This window comes from Clostridium saccharoperbutylacetonicum N1-4(HMT) (assembly GCF_000340885.1).
Taxonomy (GTDB): domain Bacteria; phylum Bacillota; class Clostridia; order Clostridiales; family Clostridiaceae; genus Clostridium; species Clostridium saccharoperbutylacetonicum.
Window position 1 is genome coordinate 5,873,442 of the sequence record NC_020291.1, and the last position, 16,836, is coordinate 5,890,277.

14 protein-coding genes, 1 pseudogene and 1 other annotated feature (1 of these 16 cut by a window edge) are annotated in these 16,836 nt (G+C 30.5%); of the genes and pseudogenes, 1 reads left to right on the forward strand and 14 read right to left on the reverse strand.

The annotated features are described in order from the left end of the window. Nucleotides 1-235, reverse strand: a binding site (T-box leader) (it extends 18 nt beyond the left edge of the window). Between the two features lie 262 nt (nt 236-497). After that, nucleotides 498-2,507, reverse strand: coding sequence for an oxidoreductase (locus CSPA_RS25760; RefSeq protein ID WP_015395349.1), 2,010 nt, complete (start codon nt 2,505-2,507; stop codon nt 498-500). A 371-nt stretch (nt 2,508-2,878) separates the two neighbouring features. On the opposite strand from CSPA_RS25760, the gene CSPA_RS25765 reads away from it, so the two are divergent. Continuing rightward, nucleotides 2,879-3,769 carry a LysR family transcriptional regulator gene (locus CSPA_RS25765; RefSeq protein ID WP_015395350.1) on the forward strand — a complete coding sequence of 297 codons (891 nt, stop codon included), beginning with the start codon at nt 2,879-2,881 and terminating at the stop codon, nt 3,767-3,769. 221 nt (nt 3,770-3,990) lie between these two features. Here the strand turns inward: CSPA_RS25765 and CSPA_RS25770 are convergent, their stop codons facing one another. The 13 genes and pseudogenes from CSPA_RS25770 to CSPA_RS30675 form a co-directional block, all read right to left on the reverse strand. Next, the gene (locus CSPA_RS25770; RefSeq protein ID WP_015395351.1) at nt 3,991-4,548 is read right to left on the reverse strand and encodes a UbiX family flavin prenyltransferase; all 558 of its coding nucleotides are present in this window, start codon (nt 4,546-4,548) and stop codon (nt 3,991-3,993) included. 183 nt (nt 4,549-4,731) lie between these two features. Continuing rightward, a complete protein-coding gene (locus CSPA_RS25775) occupies nt 4,732-6,231 on the reverse strand; it encodes a UbiD family decarboxylase (RefSeq protein WP_015395352.1) in 1,500 nt (499 codons plus the stop codon). A 39-nt stretch (nt 6,232-6,270) separates the two neighbouring features. Further along, on the reverse strand, nt 6,271-6,555 hold the full coding sequence (locus tag CSPA_RS25780; RefSeq protein WP_015395353.1) for a putative quinol monooxygenase: 285 nt from the start codon (nt 6,553-6,555) through the stop codon (nt 6,271-6,273). 369 nt (nt 6,556-6,924) lie between these two features. After that, a complete protein-coding gene (locus tag CSPA_RS25785) occupies nt 6,925-7,758 on the reverse strand; it encodes a prephenate dehydrogenase (RefSeq protein ID WP_015395354.1) in 834 nt (277 codons plus the stop codon). Between the two features lie 19 nt (nt 7,759-7,777). After that, nucleotides 7,778-8,791 carry a 3-deoxy-7-phosphoheptulonate synthase gene (gene aroF / locus CSPA_RS25790; RefSeq protein ID WP_015395355.1) on the reverse strand — a complete coding sequence of 338 codons (1,014 nt, stop codon included), beginning with the start codon at nt 8,789-8,791 and terminating at the stop codon, nt 7,778-7,780. Nucleotides 8,792-8,932: 141 nt separating this feature from the next. Next, a complete protein-coding gene (locus CSPA_RS25795; protein ID WP_015395356.1) occupies nt 8,933-9,451 on the reverse strand; it encodes a shikimate kinase in 519 nt (172 codons plus the stop codon). A gap of 135 nt (nt 9,452-9,586) precedes the next feature. Further along, nucleotides 9,587-10,456: a shikimate dehydrogenase gene (locus CSPA_RS25800; protein WP_015395357.1), complete on the reverse strand. Its 870-nt coding sequence runs from the start codon at nt 10,454-10,456 to the stop codon at nt 9,587-9,589. A gap of 19 nt (nt 10,457-10,475) precedes the next feature. Continuing rightward, nucleotides 10,476-11,612, reverse strand: a complete 1,137-nt coding sequence (gene pheA / locus CSPA_RS25805) for a prephenate dehydratase (protein ID WP_015395358.1) — start codon at nt 11,610-11,612, stop codon at nt 10,476-10,478. A gap of 119 nt (nt 11,613-11,731) precedes the next feature. Then, on the reverse strand, nt 11,732-12,808 hold the full coding sequence (gene aroC, locus CSPA_RS25810) for a chorismate synthase (RefSeq protein ID WP_015395359.1): 1,077 nt from the start codon (nt 12,806-12,808) through the stop codon (nt 11,732-11,734). Next, nucleotides 12,786-14,093: a 3-phosphoshikimate 1-carboxyvinyltransferase gene (gene aroA / locus CSPA_RS25815; RefSeq protein ID WP_015395360.1), complete on the reverse strand. Its 1,308-nt coding sequence runs from the start codon at nt 14,091-14,093 to the stop codon at nt 12,786-12,788. The genes aroC and aroA overlap by 23 nt, the downstream gene beginning before the upstream one ends. Before the next feature lie 66 nt (nt 14,094-14,159). Continuing rightward, entirely contained in the window at nt 14,160-15,215 is a 1,056-nt protein-coding gene (gene aroB, locus CSPA_RS25820) for a 3-dehydroquinate synthase (protein WP_015395361.1), read from the reverse strand. Nucleotides 15,216-15,783: 568 nt separating this feature from the next. Then, nucleotides 15,784-16,278 carry a glycoside hydrolase family 9 protein gene (locus CSPA_RS25825; protein WP_015395362.1) on the reverse strand — a complete coding sequence of 165 codons (495 nt, stop codon included), beginning with the start codon at nt 16,276-16,278 and terminating at the stop codon, nt 15,784-15,786. Further along, nucleotides 16,265-16,480, reverse strand: a pseudogene (locus CSPA_RS30675) (cellulase N-terminal Ig-like domain-containing protein); the annotation flags it as partial. The gene CSPA_RS25825 and the pseudogene CSPA_RS30675, both read right to left, overlap by 14 nt. Nucleotides 16,481-16,836: the final 356 nt, after the last annotated feature.

A 16,836-nucleotide genomic window follows, 5' to 3' on the forward strand; every position in this document is an offset into this window, starting at 1 on the left:
ATCGTGTTACCACCTAATTTTATCAACAACTCACGCTGAAGAACTCAATAAGTATCTAAAATAAATACTTTACATTTTTAACGGGTGTCACCGGCACCTTCTACTTAGAAAATCAGTTCAAAGGGCAGCTCATAAGATGAATTCAGAAAAACTATTCTACGCACCTCTCATCAACCGGTTGCTTTCTGTGAAGAATTTTATTGTTTTCATACTACTTCTTAGTCATAGCTTTTAAATTAATTTATTTTAATAATATCTTTTTTTAATGTTTTTGTCAATATTATTTATATGATTTTTTCGCTTTATTTATAGATATAATCTATGGATAGTGTAAAATCGCAAAAAACGTTGCTAAATGTGTATTTATAAATTTTCATAAATAAAAACCATGCATTCACTGAGATATAATTTCTCATCGATGCATGGTTTTAGGTTTATGATAGAACTTTCTTGCATTTTTCAGCAGTCCTTTTTCATATCCTATCAATTATATTCTTTTATCTAAAAGCACCCATTACTTCTAGAGTTTTTAATATATTTCTACCTTCTTCAGTACCATTTATTATCCTTCTTGCTCTAAAACTATCTCCAATATTAAGAAGCTTTACATCCTTTTCTTCTGCATACGCCTCAGCCATAGGTAAATCAGATATCTCTGCTCTCATTCCAAGACATACAAATCCATAGTCAAAGTTTATTTCTTCAATACTACCATCAGAATTTTTTACTGTAAACGAACTTTCATTAACAGTTTGAAGTGCAGTTTCTGTAAGTTGCTTAACATTGTTTTCCTTCATCATGTGGTATGCATCAAGTTTTGTGTTAGTGTCAAGATCTTTTCCTATTACAGGAAGCATTTCGATATCTGAAACATCTGCACCCTTTTCAGCAAAAAATTCTACAACATCAAGACCTACTGCTCCACCACCTACAACTACAATTTTCTTTCCTTTGCAGTCTTCTTTATCAAAAGCATCAATATTTTCAATGAAACCAAATGTTGATTTAACTTTTCCGCCTTCTTTATCTACATTTTCCTTCAATCCTGATATTGGAGGAAGAAGTGGCTTTGAGCCTGTAGCATTTATGATGATATCTGGCTTTACTTCATCTAATAATTCTTTTGTAGCTCTTGTATTAAGTTTTATATTTAAATTTGAAAGTTCTTTTGCTCTATTTTCTAAATATTCTACGAAATAGTGAATTTTCTTTTTCGCAGGAATTGTTCCTATCATCCAAGACAATCCACCTAATCTATCCTTTTCTTCAAATAATGTTACATTACATCCAACTTCTGCTGCTGTACATGCTGCTTCTAATCCAGCAGTACCTCCACCTATAACTGCAACATTAATTGATTTCTTTACCTGCTTGTCTTTGTATGCATCTTCAAATAAAAGATCTGGGTTAACTGTACAACGAATTGGTTGTGATTTTGCCAAACGGTGGTCAGCACATCCTATATTGCAAGAAATACATCTTCTAAGAAGGTGCTCCTCTCCATTAGCAACTTTATTCGCCCAGTATGGTTCTGCTATCAACCCACGACCCATAGCAACAAGGTCTGCATCTCCCTTTGCTATTACTTCTTCACAAACTTCTGGTGTGCGGAAATTTCCTGAAGTTATTACTGGCTTGTCAAATTTATCTCTTATAGCTTTAGCCATGTAACTTCTCCATCCTTCTGGAAGACTCATCTTATCATGTTGCAAATATAGAGTATCATTTTGTGCTATAGAAACATTGATAAAATCAACTTTTTCTTGTAAGTATTCCATTAATTCAAGGGAATCCTCTAGTGTATTTCCACCTTGAATCATATCATCAGCACTAATTCTAATTGCAATTGGGAATCTAGGACCAACTGCTGCTCTTACCTCATCTATAACCATTTTAGGAAATCTAGCTCTGTTTTCAGCACTTCCACCAAACTCATCTTTTCTGTCATTAAATAAAGGTGAAAGGAACTGACTAAGTAGGTATGAGTGTCCACCATGAATCTCAACTGAGTCAAATCCTGCTAATTGAGCTCTTGCTGCAGACTCTCCATATTTTTTAGCAATAGCTTTCATTTCATCTACTGTTAATGGTCTTGGAATAGTTCCACCTTTTTTTGAGGGAATATTTGATGCTGAAATCGGTTGTTCACCATTCAATCTGGCTGCATAAGCTGATGCTCCTGCATGGTTAAGTTGAATAGACACCTTCGCACCATACGCATGAAGTCTTTCAACCAATGTGTATAGTCCAGGTACATATTGATTATCATCAATTCTACACTGCTTTGTTCCATTTGTTCCCATAGGAAAATCAACACATGCATTCTCTACAATAATAAGCCCTGTGCCACCTTTAGCTCTTAATTCATAGTATTTAATCATCTCTTCTGATACTTCTGCACTAACAGTTGCTAAGTTACTACCAATAGGTGGCATAACTGTTCTGTTCCTTAATGTCATTCCATTAATAGTGATTGGTGACAAAAGATTTGCATATTTATTTTTCATAATTCTCCTCCTATTTATTATGTATAATATTTTTACTTAAATTTATCTATTTCATTGCAAACAATTACAAAACAGTATTTTTATATGAAAAATGTACGAATCCAAAAGATAAACATAGTAATTAGAATACGTTAAAACCTTACTTTTCAAAGATATTTTAGTATTTGTTTAAAATTTAACTTGATTGATTAAATTTTAACTTGTTTATGTAATAGGACTAAACCCTATCCTTATAATCATATTTTAATATTTATCTATTCATTAATCTAATATCTTTTTTTTACATTATTAATAGATTATATCTATTAATAATGGTATACTTAGTTAAATAGTTTTTAAAAAAAGCAATATTAGAAAGGATTGATGCTCTAATGAATTTAAATCATTTGCAATATTTTAGAGTCTTAGCTAAGCTTGAACATTACACTCAGGCCGCTAAAGAATTGTCAATTACTCAACCTAGTTTAAGTCATGCTATTTCAACAATAGAAAACGATTTAGGCACTTATTTGTTTGAGAAGGATGGAAGAAATGTAAAACTGACTAAATATGGCCGCTTTTTTCTTAAATATGTTGATAGTGCTTTAAATGAATTAGAAGTAGGAGAAAAAAAATTGAAGGCCTTGACTAACTCTTCAACTGGTGTAATTGATTTAGGTTTCATATATACCTTAGGAGCATATGTTATGCCAAATATAATTAAAGAATTTTTAGATAATGAAAAATATAAAAATATCTCATTTTCACTTTTTCAAGGCACTACTCGTAATATTATTACTGGATTAAAAAACGAAAAATTTGATTTAGGTTTCTGTTCATTTGTAGAAAATGAACCTGATATAGATTTTGTACCTATTTTAGAAGAACAGCTAGTTTTAATCGTTTCAAAAAATCATGAACTAGCTTCACTTGATAGCATTGACTTAATAGATTTAGCTAACTATCCTTTTGTATACTTCAATAAAGAAAGTGGAATACGACCTCTTATTGATAGTTTATTTAGTAAAGTTAATATTACACCTAAAATTATATGTGAAGTTGAAGAAGACAGTGCGGTTTTAGGATTGGTTGCCGTTGACTATGGTATTGCTATTATTCCTAATATATCTTTAATAAAAAATTTCGATGTAAAAATCATACATATAAGCAATCCTATTGTTAAAAGATATATTTATCTTGCTTCTATGAAGAACAAATATATTTCTCCATCTGCAAATCAATTTCGTAACTATATCCTCAAGAATTTAAGTGAAACTTTATAAAATCATTAGCTAACCACCAAAAGTGATTTTATGATATATTTCCTTTCATATACATGCGTATAGAAGTCTAACTACGACACAGGCTTCTTTTCCAGCCTCAGTTGAGCAAACAGGCTTGGCAAATACAAAAAGATTGGCTGATTATATGCCAATCTTTTTATAAATACACTTTTATAACATTTTATAAATCTTTATAATTATTCTAACATTTCCATCCTCATTTAGCCATTCCATCTTTTTGCGGTATAACACTGTATCCCAAATTGATCAAAAACTTTTGTCACATGATGATTTACAATATCCTCTATAGTTTTAGGATTATTATAAAATGCTGGCATTGGTGGCATTATTCTAACTCCAAGTCTTGATAGTTTAAGCATATTTTCCAAATGTATTGAACTTAATGGAGTTTCTCTTGGACATAAAATTAATTTTCTTCCTTCTTTCAACATTACTCCAGCAGTTCTTGAAATTAAATTATCATCATATCCATTAGCTATTGAACTAAGTGTCTTCATGCTACAAGGCAAAATTATCATTCCATCCGTAATAAATGATCCACTAGAAATCTTTGCTCCAAGATTTCTGCTATCATAAATAAAATCTGATAATTCTTGTAAATAATCTAATGAATAATCTGTTTCTATTTCCAAATTTTTTATAGCCCATTCACTCATAATGAGATGAGTATTTACATTTTCTATTTGTTTCAATGCTTCAAGGAGCTTAACCCCATAAATTATTCCTGTTGCACCTGTAATCCCAACTACTAACTCCATCTTTCACCTCAATTTAAAGCTGTTTTAATCTATCCCACAGCTATATTATCATTTGTCTGCAAAAATCCATTACACCAGTTATTCCAGTTTTATTAAATTATCTATATATATACTATAACATATAACAAAGTTTTCAAAAAAATTTTTGTTAGCATTTCATCTGACATATCTATAATGCAAAAGTTATTTATTTGCTTCTGACTTAAATAATTCTGGTGCAAAACGAGCTGGATCTACATCTTTAAATTTTGCTCTTTGGAATTTATCTTTAAGTGCATATGGCACAGTGCAATCAAATATTGTCTTACAAGAAATTCCTTTATCTTTAATTGATGAACTATATTCTGGATCTTGTGAAGGATCTAGTGGATGACAACGTACTCCCGGAATAAATATTGTATCAACATCACCTTGGTAACGTGTATTCAAAGCCCACATTACATCATTACTATCAAACGGATCAACATCTTCATCAACTATAATTACATGTTTAAGTTCAGAAAATGCTGAAAATGCTAATAATGCGGCCTGTCTTTGACGACCTTCATCACTTGGCTGGCTTTTCTTAAATTGCAAAATCGCCATATATTTTCCACCACCTGATGAATGCGCATACACATTTAACAGCCTACCAGGCATGGCCTTTTCTACCATTTGAAGTATGCTTGCTTCTGTTGGAATACCTGCCATGCTAACATGTTCTTCGCTTGGCCCAATGCAAGTTTGCATTATTGGATTTATGCGATGAGTAACAGCTTTTACTTTTATTACTGGTATTTCATCACAAGCTGGACCAGTATAACCAGGAAATTCTGGCATAGCTTTTCCTGTATTTGAGTTTTGATCTTCTCTAATACGCACATTTGGAATTAATTCACCTTCTATAACATATTCAGCATTTGCAATTGCTCTTTCATCAATTGTTAAACACTGAGTTAATTCAACAGCTTTATTTCTAATAGCTCCAGCAATGCTTAATTCATTAAAACCAATTGGTGTTGTCGGAGGTTCAAAGCAAGCTGCAATTTCTATTGCAGGATCAACTCCTATACTAATAGAAATTGGTAATGGCTTCCCTAACTTTTCAGCTTTTTCACGAAACACACCCAAATGACGAGCCCCTGGAGTAAAGAACATAGACATTTCATCTTTGCTTTGTAAACATAAGCGATGTATAGTAATATCTGAATCACCATTTTCAGGGTCTGATGCATAGCACATACCCAAGGTTATATATGGACCTGCATCCTCTTCTGTATTAGTCGGTGCAGGAACTAATTTTCTAATATCAAAACCTGGTTCATCTGCATAATGAACTACCTCTTGACATTTAGGTTTTTCCTTTATAACTATTGGTTGAATTGGATGCTTAACTGCTTCATTTAAAAGAAAGCCTAGACGTTCTGGTTTTGAATCAAGCATTAAGCCAACTCTTTCTCTGCTTGCCAAAAGTCCAATAAGGACCCTTGCATCTTCATGCCCCTTAACATTATTAAATATCATTGCCGGTCCAATTCTTGTTGGTCGCATTACCGTACCGCCAGCACCTATATAACGATAAACACCTGATATTTCAGCATTAGGATCTGCTTCTTCACTGGTCTCAATTAATTGTCCTGGAACTCCTTTTAAACGTTCCAATGCAGAACGTAAATCTGTTATTTTTGATCTTTCAGTTGACATTTTATACTCCTCCTTCCTTAAATGCACTAATTTTGGCTATTATACTTCTCTGTATAAATTTACATCCCCTTTACTTACTCGCAAATCAGCAAATAAAGGAACTATTCTTTTAAAATGCTCAGTTTTATTATGTAAATCAATCGCATTTTGATCTTCCCAATCTTCTATAAACGTAATTATAGATGGATTATTTATATCTTGGAATAACCCATAGGAAATACATCCTTGTTCTTGCTTACTCTTTTCAATTAATTCTTTTGCTAATTGAATATATTCTTCTCTCTTGTCATCTTTAACTACACTTTGCGCTACTATTCTTATCATATTATTCCCTCTTTCTAACTTATTAAAATTATTATATTTATTCCAATTAACAATCAACAGTGATTGATGAAATCCTTTCAGTACTTCTAAAAACAAATGAAGAATTTTAAACTCACTATTTCTTATATGTTGTTATTTAGAAAGTATATAATACCTTACTTATAATTTTACAGCAAAATTGCAAGTAAAATCTAATAACTAATTACATTAAAATCTATAGATTTTAACCATATAAAATAGCATCGCTTATAATTAAAATTTAATCATAAGTGATGCTACTCAATTCAAAACACTCTATCTTTTTAATTTTTATACTTATAACAAATTATTATCCAAAAAATCAAAAGCTATTTTGCCTTACTAATTCTATTATAACTTTTCACGTCTTTTTGTAGATTTTATAAATAATTGTTTTAATGACTCTATATCATTATCTTTAATTGCATATTTTATTTTGTCTAACTCATTTTCAAAGTTTTGTATACTCATAAGTAAATTTTCTTTATTTCCCAAGAAAAGTTCACTCCATAAATCTTCATTAATGTTAGCTATTCTAGTTAAATCTCTATAACTATCACCAATAAAACTTCCAGTATCTCTTCCTTCCACATCACTATTCACTAATGCAACTGCTAATGCATGTGGTAGTTGACTTGTAAATCCTATCATTTCATCATGATATTCTGGATTTATCCTTTTAACTCTCTTAAAACCTATTTCATATGCTAAATCTTCTATAAGTTTAAGATTTTCTTCTTTATTTCTATCTACTGGAGTTAAAATATAGTTTGCACCTTTAAATACTTCGCTAGTAGCAAAATCTATTCCTTTCTTTTCTCTTCCTGCCATTGGATGTCCAAAAACAAAGTCAATATTACTTGGTAAAATTTCTACTATATGGCCAATGAACATCTTCTTTATCCCAGTGGCATCTGTTATTACTGCGCCATCTTTAAAATTGTCTTTGTTATCAGTAATAAACTTTTTAACTAACCTTGGGTATAAAGACATAATTATTAAATCAGCATCTTTAACTATTTCTTCTCCACTAGTAAATCCTTCTTTAATTAATCCTAATTTTTTAGCTTTTACTAATGTTTCCTCATTAGTGTCTATTCCATAAACATCATTGTATCCTGCTTCTTTTAAAGCCATAGTAAAGGAACCACCAATTACACCAAGACCAACAACTACAATTTTCATATTTAGCCCCCCAGAAAATTTAAATTTCTTTTCCTTCCATATTTGCTACAACTTTAACCTTATCCATCAATTTATCGAATTGATCTGGTGTAAGAGATTGTTGCCCATCGCTTAATGCATTTTCAGGATCATTATGAACTTCTATCATAAGTCCATCACTTCCAGCTATAACTGCTGCCTTTGCCATAGGCTCTACTAAATAAGCATATCCTCCCGCATGGCTTGGATCAATAATAATAGGTAAATGTGATAATCTTTTAATTACTGGAATAGCCTGTAAATCCAAAGTATTTCTAGTAATTGTTTCAAAAGTTCTAACTCCTCTTTCACAAAGAATTACATTTTCATTACCACCTGCCATAATATATTCTGCCGACATTAACCATTCTTCTATAGTAGCTGATAAACCTCTCTTTAATAAAATTGGTTTATTAGTTTTTCCAATTTGCTTTAATAAATCAAAGTTTTGCATATTTCTTGCACCAATTTGAATAACATCAACATTTTCAACAAAAGTATCTATATAATCAGTTGACATAAGTTCTGTAACTATTGGAAGTCCTGTTTCTTGTTTTGCTGTTTTTAATAGTTTTAATCCTTCAAGTTCTAAGCCTTGAAAACTATATGGAGAAGTTCTTGGTTTAAAAGCTCCTCCTCTTAAGAAGTTTGCTCCTGCAGCTTTTACTCTTTTAGCTACTTCAACAATTTGTTCTTCACTTTCAACAGAGCATGGCCCTGCCATTACTCCTAAACGACTCCCTCCAATTACTGAACCCTTAATATCAATAACTGTATCTTCCGGTTTAAATCTTCTATTTGCCTTCTTGAAAGGTTCTTGAACCTTCATAACTCTATCTACCCCTTTAAGTACTTGCATCTTCTTCGGATCTATTATAGAAGTATCTCCTACAACACCTATAATATAGTATGTGTCTCCTTTAGAAAGATTAACTTCTAATCCCTTTCCTTCAATTATTTCTTTAATTTTTCTAATTTCCTCTTCGCTTGCTTTTGGTTTCATTATAATTATCATTGTTTGTTTCCTCCTATACTACTAAAAAACTATTTTTTCTTCTAATCTACTATCCTACTAATCTACTACATAATATTAATTCAAATTTATATATAATTTCAATATTTGTTGTAATACTTTTCTTTATAGGTCAATAGAAACTTAATTATTTATACTTACATTTTCATTATTGTCTATTACTTCTTTAATTTTATCAATTACCACTCTAATATCACTATCATTTTTAACTATTTCTTCAGCATATTCATTGTAAAGTGCATATCTTTCATCATATAGTTTTAATAACTTTTCTTTTCCATCTTTAAGAAGTGGTCTAAACGAAACATCTACATCTCCTAAAATATTGTCAACAGGCCTATCAATAAAAATAATTAACCCTTCCTTATTTAAAGTATCTATATTAGCTTTTCTTTTTATAACTCCACCTCCTGTAGAAATTAATACATTACTGTATCCAGCTAATTCTTTGCATGTTTCTGATTCAATATCTCTAAAAAATTCTTCACCATTTTCAAAAAGTTGTATGGTTGTTTTTCCTGTTTTCTCTACAATGTATTCATCCATATCAAAGAATTTTATATTTAATTCTTCAGCTAACATTTTTCCAAGTGTCGTTTTCCCGCTACCTGGCATACCAATTATAACTATTTTGTTTTTCATATCTAACCTTCCTCCTAATTATTTAAATTATTTATTAATATAAGAACATAGTTCTTTACATTACATTGAATTTCATCTATGGATATATTTATCGTCTTTCCTCTGCCTTAATTGCTTAATAAATTGAACTTAAAATTATTTAAAATACAATTCATTAACTTCATCTGCAGGCATTTCTAATCCAGTATATAATTTAAAAGCTTCTGCACCTTGCCATAACAGCATACCTATACCAGGAACTATTGTGCATCCAACTGCCTCAGCATCCTCTAAAAGCTTCGTTTTCCTTGGATTATAAACAACATCAGCTACAACTAATTCCTTTGTGAAAACATTTGTATCTTTTATTGGAGATTCTTCTTCATTTGGATGCATTCCCACACGTGTTGCATTAACTAAAATATCACTAGCTGCAATTTGCCCATTAAGTTTTTGTGTATCCTCTAAATCACATAAGTTTACAACACATTCAGGTACTTCTTTTTTTATATTTTCAATAGTCTTCTCAGCCTTTTGATAAAAAGCATCCTTTATGTTAAAAATATTAATTTCTTTAGCACCATCTAGTGCACATTGAACCACAATGGCTGTTGCAGCACCACCAGCACCTAAAACAGTAATTATTTTACCTTTTATATCTACTCCATGTTCCTTTAAATTGCGTACAAATCCAACACCATCTGTAATATGACCAGTTAATTTTCCACTTTTATTAATAATTGTATTCACTGCTCCAATAATACGAGCTGCTGGAGATAATTCATCCATATACTTAACAACTTCACTTTTACATGGCATAGTTACATTTGCACCTCTTATATTCAAAGTTTTAAAGGCTGCAATAGCATCAGATACTTTTTCTTCTGAAATGTCAAAAGCTACATAGGCAGAATCTATACCCAATTTTTGAAAACTGTAGTTGTACATAGCTGGCGATCCTGAATGATCTACTGGTGATCCTATCAAGCAATATAATGCTGTAGATCCAGAAATTCTTTTTTCCATAATACTCCTCCTAAAATAATTAATTAATATTTGTTTCATAAGCTCCTAACATTTTAAAATAAGGACTATTTTGTTTAATTAATGTTAGTGCTTTTGTTACCTCATCTGAATATAGATTTCCTTCAAAATCTACATATAAGAAATACTTCCATGGACCATGTTTCATAGGTCGTGACTCTATCTTTATCATATTTATATTATTTTCTGCAAAATGACGCAATAATTTGTATAAGGTTCCAGCTTTATCATCAAGAGAAAATACCACGCTTACTTTATCTGCTTTTGGATTTCTTTCAAGTTCTTTACCAATAACTATGAATCTAGTAAAATTTTCTGATTGATTATTTATATTTTCTTTTATTATTTCTAAATCATATATGTTAGCTACTCTTTTGCTTGCAATTGCTGCTTTCCTTTTGTCTTTTAATTCATTAACTAACTTAGCACTATTAGCTGTGCTATGATAAGGTATCAATTCCCAATCCCTATAAGACTTTAAGAATTCTGTGCTTTGACTAAATCCCTGAGGATGTGAATACACTTCACTTATAGTTTCTAAAGTTGTTCCCTTTATTCCTACTAAATTTTGATTTATTCTTATACAAACTTCTCCAAGTATATAAAAGCCATATTTATACAACAGGTCATAAACATCTGAAATAGCACCTGTTGAAGAATTTTCTATTGGTACAACACCATACTTAATCTCATCTTTTTTAACTGCAGCAAAAACATTTTCAAATTCATCATAAGCCTTTGCCTCTTTATTATTGCCAAAATATTTGAACATTGCTTCTTCTGTGAAAGATCCACTTACTCCATAATAACCAATTTCTACACCATTTCTACTTTTGTTAATTTTAAGTTCTTCACATTCAGAACCATTATACTTTGTTTTTTCCTGTTCAAACCCCTTAGCAATTTCCATAATATTTATGAAAAATTTCCTTGCTCCTTCTTCATAAGCTTTATCCTTAAGATACCCTAGATTTTTTTCAATTACTTGTTTTTCTCTACTTTCATCTAATACTGGCAAATTGTTCTTCTTCTTATATTCACCAACTTTAAGTACTACATCCATTCTCTTTTCAAATAATTCTGTAATTTTTTTATCTATTTCATCAATTGTATCTCTATAATCATCTAACTCTGACATTTCACCTACTCCTCACAACTCATAACTAATTTAAAGTTCCTAATTACATAAAAGTTCCGTATTGCAGCACAGCTGCTCTTTTAATAAGTGCACAGCTGCTCTTTTTATAGGTGTAACTCTTAACTGATTAAAAGGTCAAGTATTCCTATTGCTGTAACTGCTTCAATAACTGGAACAGCTCTTTGTACTATGCACGGATCATGTCTTCCTTCTATTACAAGTTCTGCTTCCTTTTGTTCTGAAATATCTATTGTTCGCTGAATTTTTGATATTGATGCTGTTGGTTTTATTCCAACTTTAAATAGTATTGGCATTCCATTAGTTATTCCACCAGTAATACCACCATTATTATTTGTATAAGTTTTAACTTCACCGTTGTCATAATAATATTCATCATTACATTCTGAACCACGAAGCTTAGTCATTTCAAAGCCTTTTCCAAATTCTATTCCTTTAACTGCAGGCACAGAAAACATTAAATGAGCTAATGTTGATTCAACCGAATCAAAAAATGGATTTCCAATCCCAGCTTTTATGCCAAGAATGGTACATTCAATTGTTCCTCCAGTAGAATCTTGTTCTTTTTTTGCTTCTAAAATTAAAGTTCTCATCTCGTCTTCTTTTTCAGGTGCTAAAAGAGGTAATTCTTTTAGCTTTAAATTGTCCAATAATTCCTTATCTACTTTCACATCATAAAAGCTTTTATCTTCTATATTTCCTATACTTTTCACATGAGCTCCTATATTAATTCCTCTAGCTTGTAGAACTTGCTTACATATAGCTCCTGCAAATACTAATGGTGCAGTAATTCTTCCTGAGAAATGTCCACCACCTCTATAGTCATTAAAGCCATTATATCTTATAAATCCTGGATAGTCTGCATGTCCTGGTCTCATTAAATCTTTAAGTTTCCCATAATCTCTTGAATGCATATCTGCATTTCTAATTACTGCACAAAGAGGAGTTCCAGTAGTCTTTCCTTCAAAAAATCCACTTAGTATTTCTGGCTGATCTGCTTCTTTTCTTGCAGTAGACAAATTGCTTTTTCCTGGTGCACGTCTAGCCATTTCCTTCATAACTTCTTCCATATTTATTTCCACACCAGGTGGAAGTCCATCGATTGTAATTCCAATTCCAACTCCATGTGATTCACCAAATATAGAAACCTTTAATTTATTTCCCCACATTCCACTCATCAAATACACCTCCTAAATTTTTATAATCATCCCAAAACTGAGGATATGACTTAGAAACACATTCATAATCTCTAAGTATTACAGGCTCTTTACATACAGTAGCTGCTATAGCCATAGTCATAGCTATTCTATGATCCTTATGACTCCAGACTTCAACTCCACCTTTTAACGCTTTCACACCTTGAATTATTAATCCATCTTCTTTTTCAGTAATCTTTGCTCCTAACTTATTAAGTTCAGAAGTTACAGCAGCTAATCTATCACATTCTTTTATTCTAAGTCTTCCAGCATTTATTATTTCTGTTTTTCCTGCTCCTAAAGCTGCTACTAAAGAAACTACTGGAATTATATCTGGACATTGTGATCCGTCGATAATAGTTGCTTTTAGTTTTTCATCAGCAGTTCCAATAATGCCATTATTTTTATTGCTTATGGTAACTCCCATTCTTGCTAAAATATCAATTACTTCTTTATCACCTTGAAGAGAATCTAACTTTAAATCATTAAGGATTACTTCATTAGAAAGTGCGTCTGCACAAAAGAAAAATGCTGATTGAGAATAATCACCTTCAACTCTATAATCTCTACTCTTATATGTTTGATTTCCTCTAATTATAAACTCTTCATAATTATTATTAATAATTTCTATTCCAAAATCTTTCATAGCACTTAAAGTTAAATCAATATATCCCTTTGATTCCATTTCTGTTGTTATTATTATTTTTGAATCCCCATCTAGTAGTGGAAGGGTAAATAACAAGCCTGTTATAAATTGAGAGCTAATATTTCCTTTAACTTTAAATTCTCCTGACTTAAGTTTACCTTCTGTTGTTAAATCTAATATATCTTCTTTAAAAGAGTATTTTATATTTTGCTCCTTAAATATGTTGTAATAGGTATCTAAAGGTCTTTTTCCTAAATTACCTCTACCAACAAATCTATTAACACCATCAAATAAAGCTGCTATTGGCACTAAAAATCTTAAAGTTGAACCTGATTCATTACAATCAATTATTCTTTCTTTTTTTACTTTATTAGCTTCAATATTTTCAGTACTTTTGATACCACAAACTTCAAGATAATCATCTTTTTTTGCTATTTTTGCACCTAATGCCGACATAGCTTCAATAGTAGCAATAATGTCATCTGAATAATCTATGTTAGTAACCTTACTAATCCCATTTCCTAAAGCTGCACATATTACAGCTCTATGCGCCATACTTTTCGATGGAGGTATTTTTACCTCACCTTTTAATTTAGTTGGAATAATTTTAAAAGTTCCCATTATACGCCCCCCGTTTTGTCAGTTTACAGTTTACAATTTACAGTTATAATTACTAATTTACAGTTATTAGTTTTTGAAAAATTCTACGTTGGTTTTTTCTAGGTATGATTCTCCTATTTCTTTTAATAGCACTACTTTCAAGACATTATCTATATTTTTTTTATCTAAAGCTATAGTATCAAGAATTGCTGAACTATCGGCTATTTCTACTTCATATGGGAGAATATATTGTTCTAATATTTCTTTTATTTCTTTACTTACACCTTTAGCTGTAAGGTTTTTCTTTTCTGCTATCTTACTTATCTCATACATCCCTATTGCAACTGCTTCTCCATGAGTAAATTTTTTAAAGTTGTAATAAGTTTCAATAGCATGGCCTAAGGTATGACCAAAGTTTAGTAACATTCTTTCTCCAGTATCTTTTTCATCATTTTCCACAACACATTTTTTTATAAAGCAACATTTGTGGATAATCATTTCTATATTGTGCATAACTTCTTCTTTATTTTTTAAACCCTTCAAAAAGTAAAAGAAATCCTTATCTTTTATGCAGCCATACTTTATGACTTCAGCCATCCCATCTCTAAAAAATCTTTCACTTAAAGTTTCTAAAACTTCTGGATCAATTAAAACTAACTTTGGATGATAAAAACTTCCTACTAAATTTTTACCTCTTTCTAAATCTACAGCAACTTTTCCACCAACACTGCTGTCAACTTGAGCAAGTAATGATGTTGGCATTTGAACAAAACTAACACCTCTTAAGAAAGTGGCTGCTACAAATCCGCCAAGATCCCCAATTACTCCGCCACCAAGCGTAATTATCAAATCACTCCTTGTAAGCTTAAAATCCAAAAGTTCATTGTATACAACTGGAAGTGTGCTAAAGGCTTTAGTTTCTTCTCCTGGCTCTAGAGCCATCAATTTCACTTCATAGCCTGACTTAATTAGCGATTCTTTAACTCTGTCTCCATAGTGATAATTTACATTCTTATCGGTTAATATAAATATTTTTTTCCCTTGATAAATTTTGTTAATTTCTGAGCCTGTCTTATCAATTAATCCCTTTTGAATAATAATTGGATAACTTCTTTCGCCAAGTTCGACAATCAAATCTTCCATTTCATTTTGCCCCCTATATTTTGAATTAATTTTAAAAAAAATGGGACTCATATATAATGAGTCCCATAAAATATCAATAAAATTTGATATTAAAAACTTATATAAATATTAAAAACTCATCAAAAAGATATTTTCAGTTTTTTTGCAAAATAAATAGCCAGCGCTAAAATAAAAGCCCCAGAACATAAAATAAAAAAAGCTATAAAATTTTTGCATAACTGATTTCACAATATCCTTTTTCATGGTTTTCTCCTTTACTAAAATATCAATTCTTTTTACGAATATTAGTATAAATTTGATTTTTAAAATTTGTCTTTTTATTATTATAACAAACTATGAACAATTGTCAATCTCCATTAACTATTTACCATGTTTTTTATCAATAAAATATACATTTATCAATTTAACTAAACAACATTGATAAAAGGTTAAAAACACGCTTTATTTTTTCTCATTTTATCAAAATCTCAAAAAATGATATTATATTTCTTTTCTATAAAAACTTGCATACTTTAATTATCCTATCACAGAGCAAGGGAATATCTCATAAAGATCTCCCTTCCTACTATTACTTCATATTCAATTCAGCCATTGCATGAACAAATGGTGAATTCCAATAAATGTCTACTTCATTAGTTGAATAGCTTTCTGAATTATCTAAATAACATTTAGCAGGAGCTTTATCCTTCAAAAGATTTTTTGCAAGTGGATCTTCTAAATTTTTATTTGAACCACCTGCAATCATACCTTGTACTGCTGCTCCTTGTGCCGTTGATGGTCTATGATGCGGATGTTTCATAGAATTTGAACCATAACCTGTAACATAAGACATACCTAATGAGTTTTTGCCCAAACAATAGTTAATATGTTCTTTTGCATATTCTAAATATTCTTTATTAGGCATAATTTTATATGCTTCTGCAAGCAATACGGCATTATTGATTACCTGCATATTACTACCCCAATAATAATCTGTTCCATTAGGGACATTGTAATTATCATTTTTATCTAAAGCCACAATGTTTTGAGCTTCATTTATAATATAATTTTTAAGTAAATTCAAAGGAACTACCTAAACTATCTGTTTCAATTCTATATGTACCTGGTGTATTAACTGAAGAGAAATCACCAAAACAATCTGTTTCTTTAGCTGCCTTATCATAAGCAAGTCCAGTAATTTCCCCTTCGTAAACTACCTCTTTTGTCGCAGTAGAAACAACTCTGAATTTACGATCTTTAGTTTCTGCTCTAAATACAATCTTTTTCTTATCATCTGGTTTTTACCCTACTTGATTTATAACTTGTGATCATGCCTGCGCATATAACTACGGCTGACATTAATGCAATTATTTTCTTTGATTTCATAAATAACTTCCCCCTAATATAATATATAGCTTAATATTCTCATAATTTGGGATATATATAAATACTACTTTCTTGTAATCTACAAAATCAATCATTAAATGCAATTATTTTATGTATTTAACTAATTTCTCTCTTTTACTCGCAAAAATATGCATTTTAAGATAAAAATTTCAACAAACTTTCCTATAACATAAATAATAAAAAAATGTAGGTACATGCAATAAAGTAAGTATTACACTAAAAAATATATAGGAAT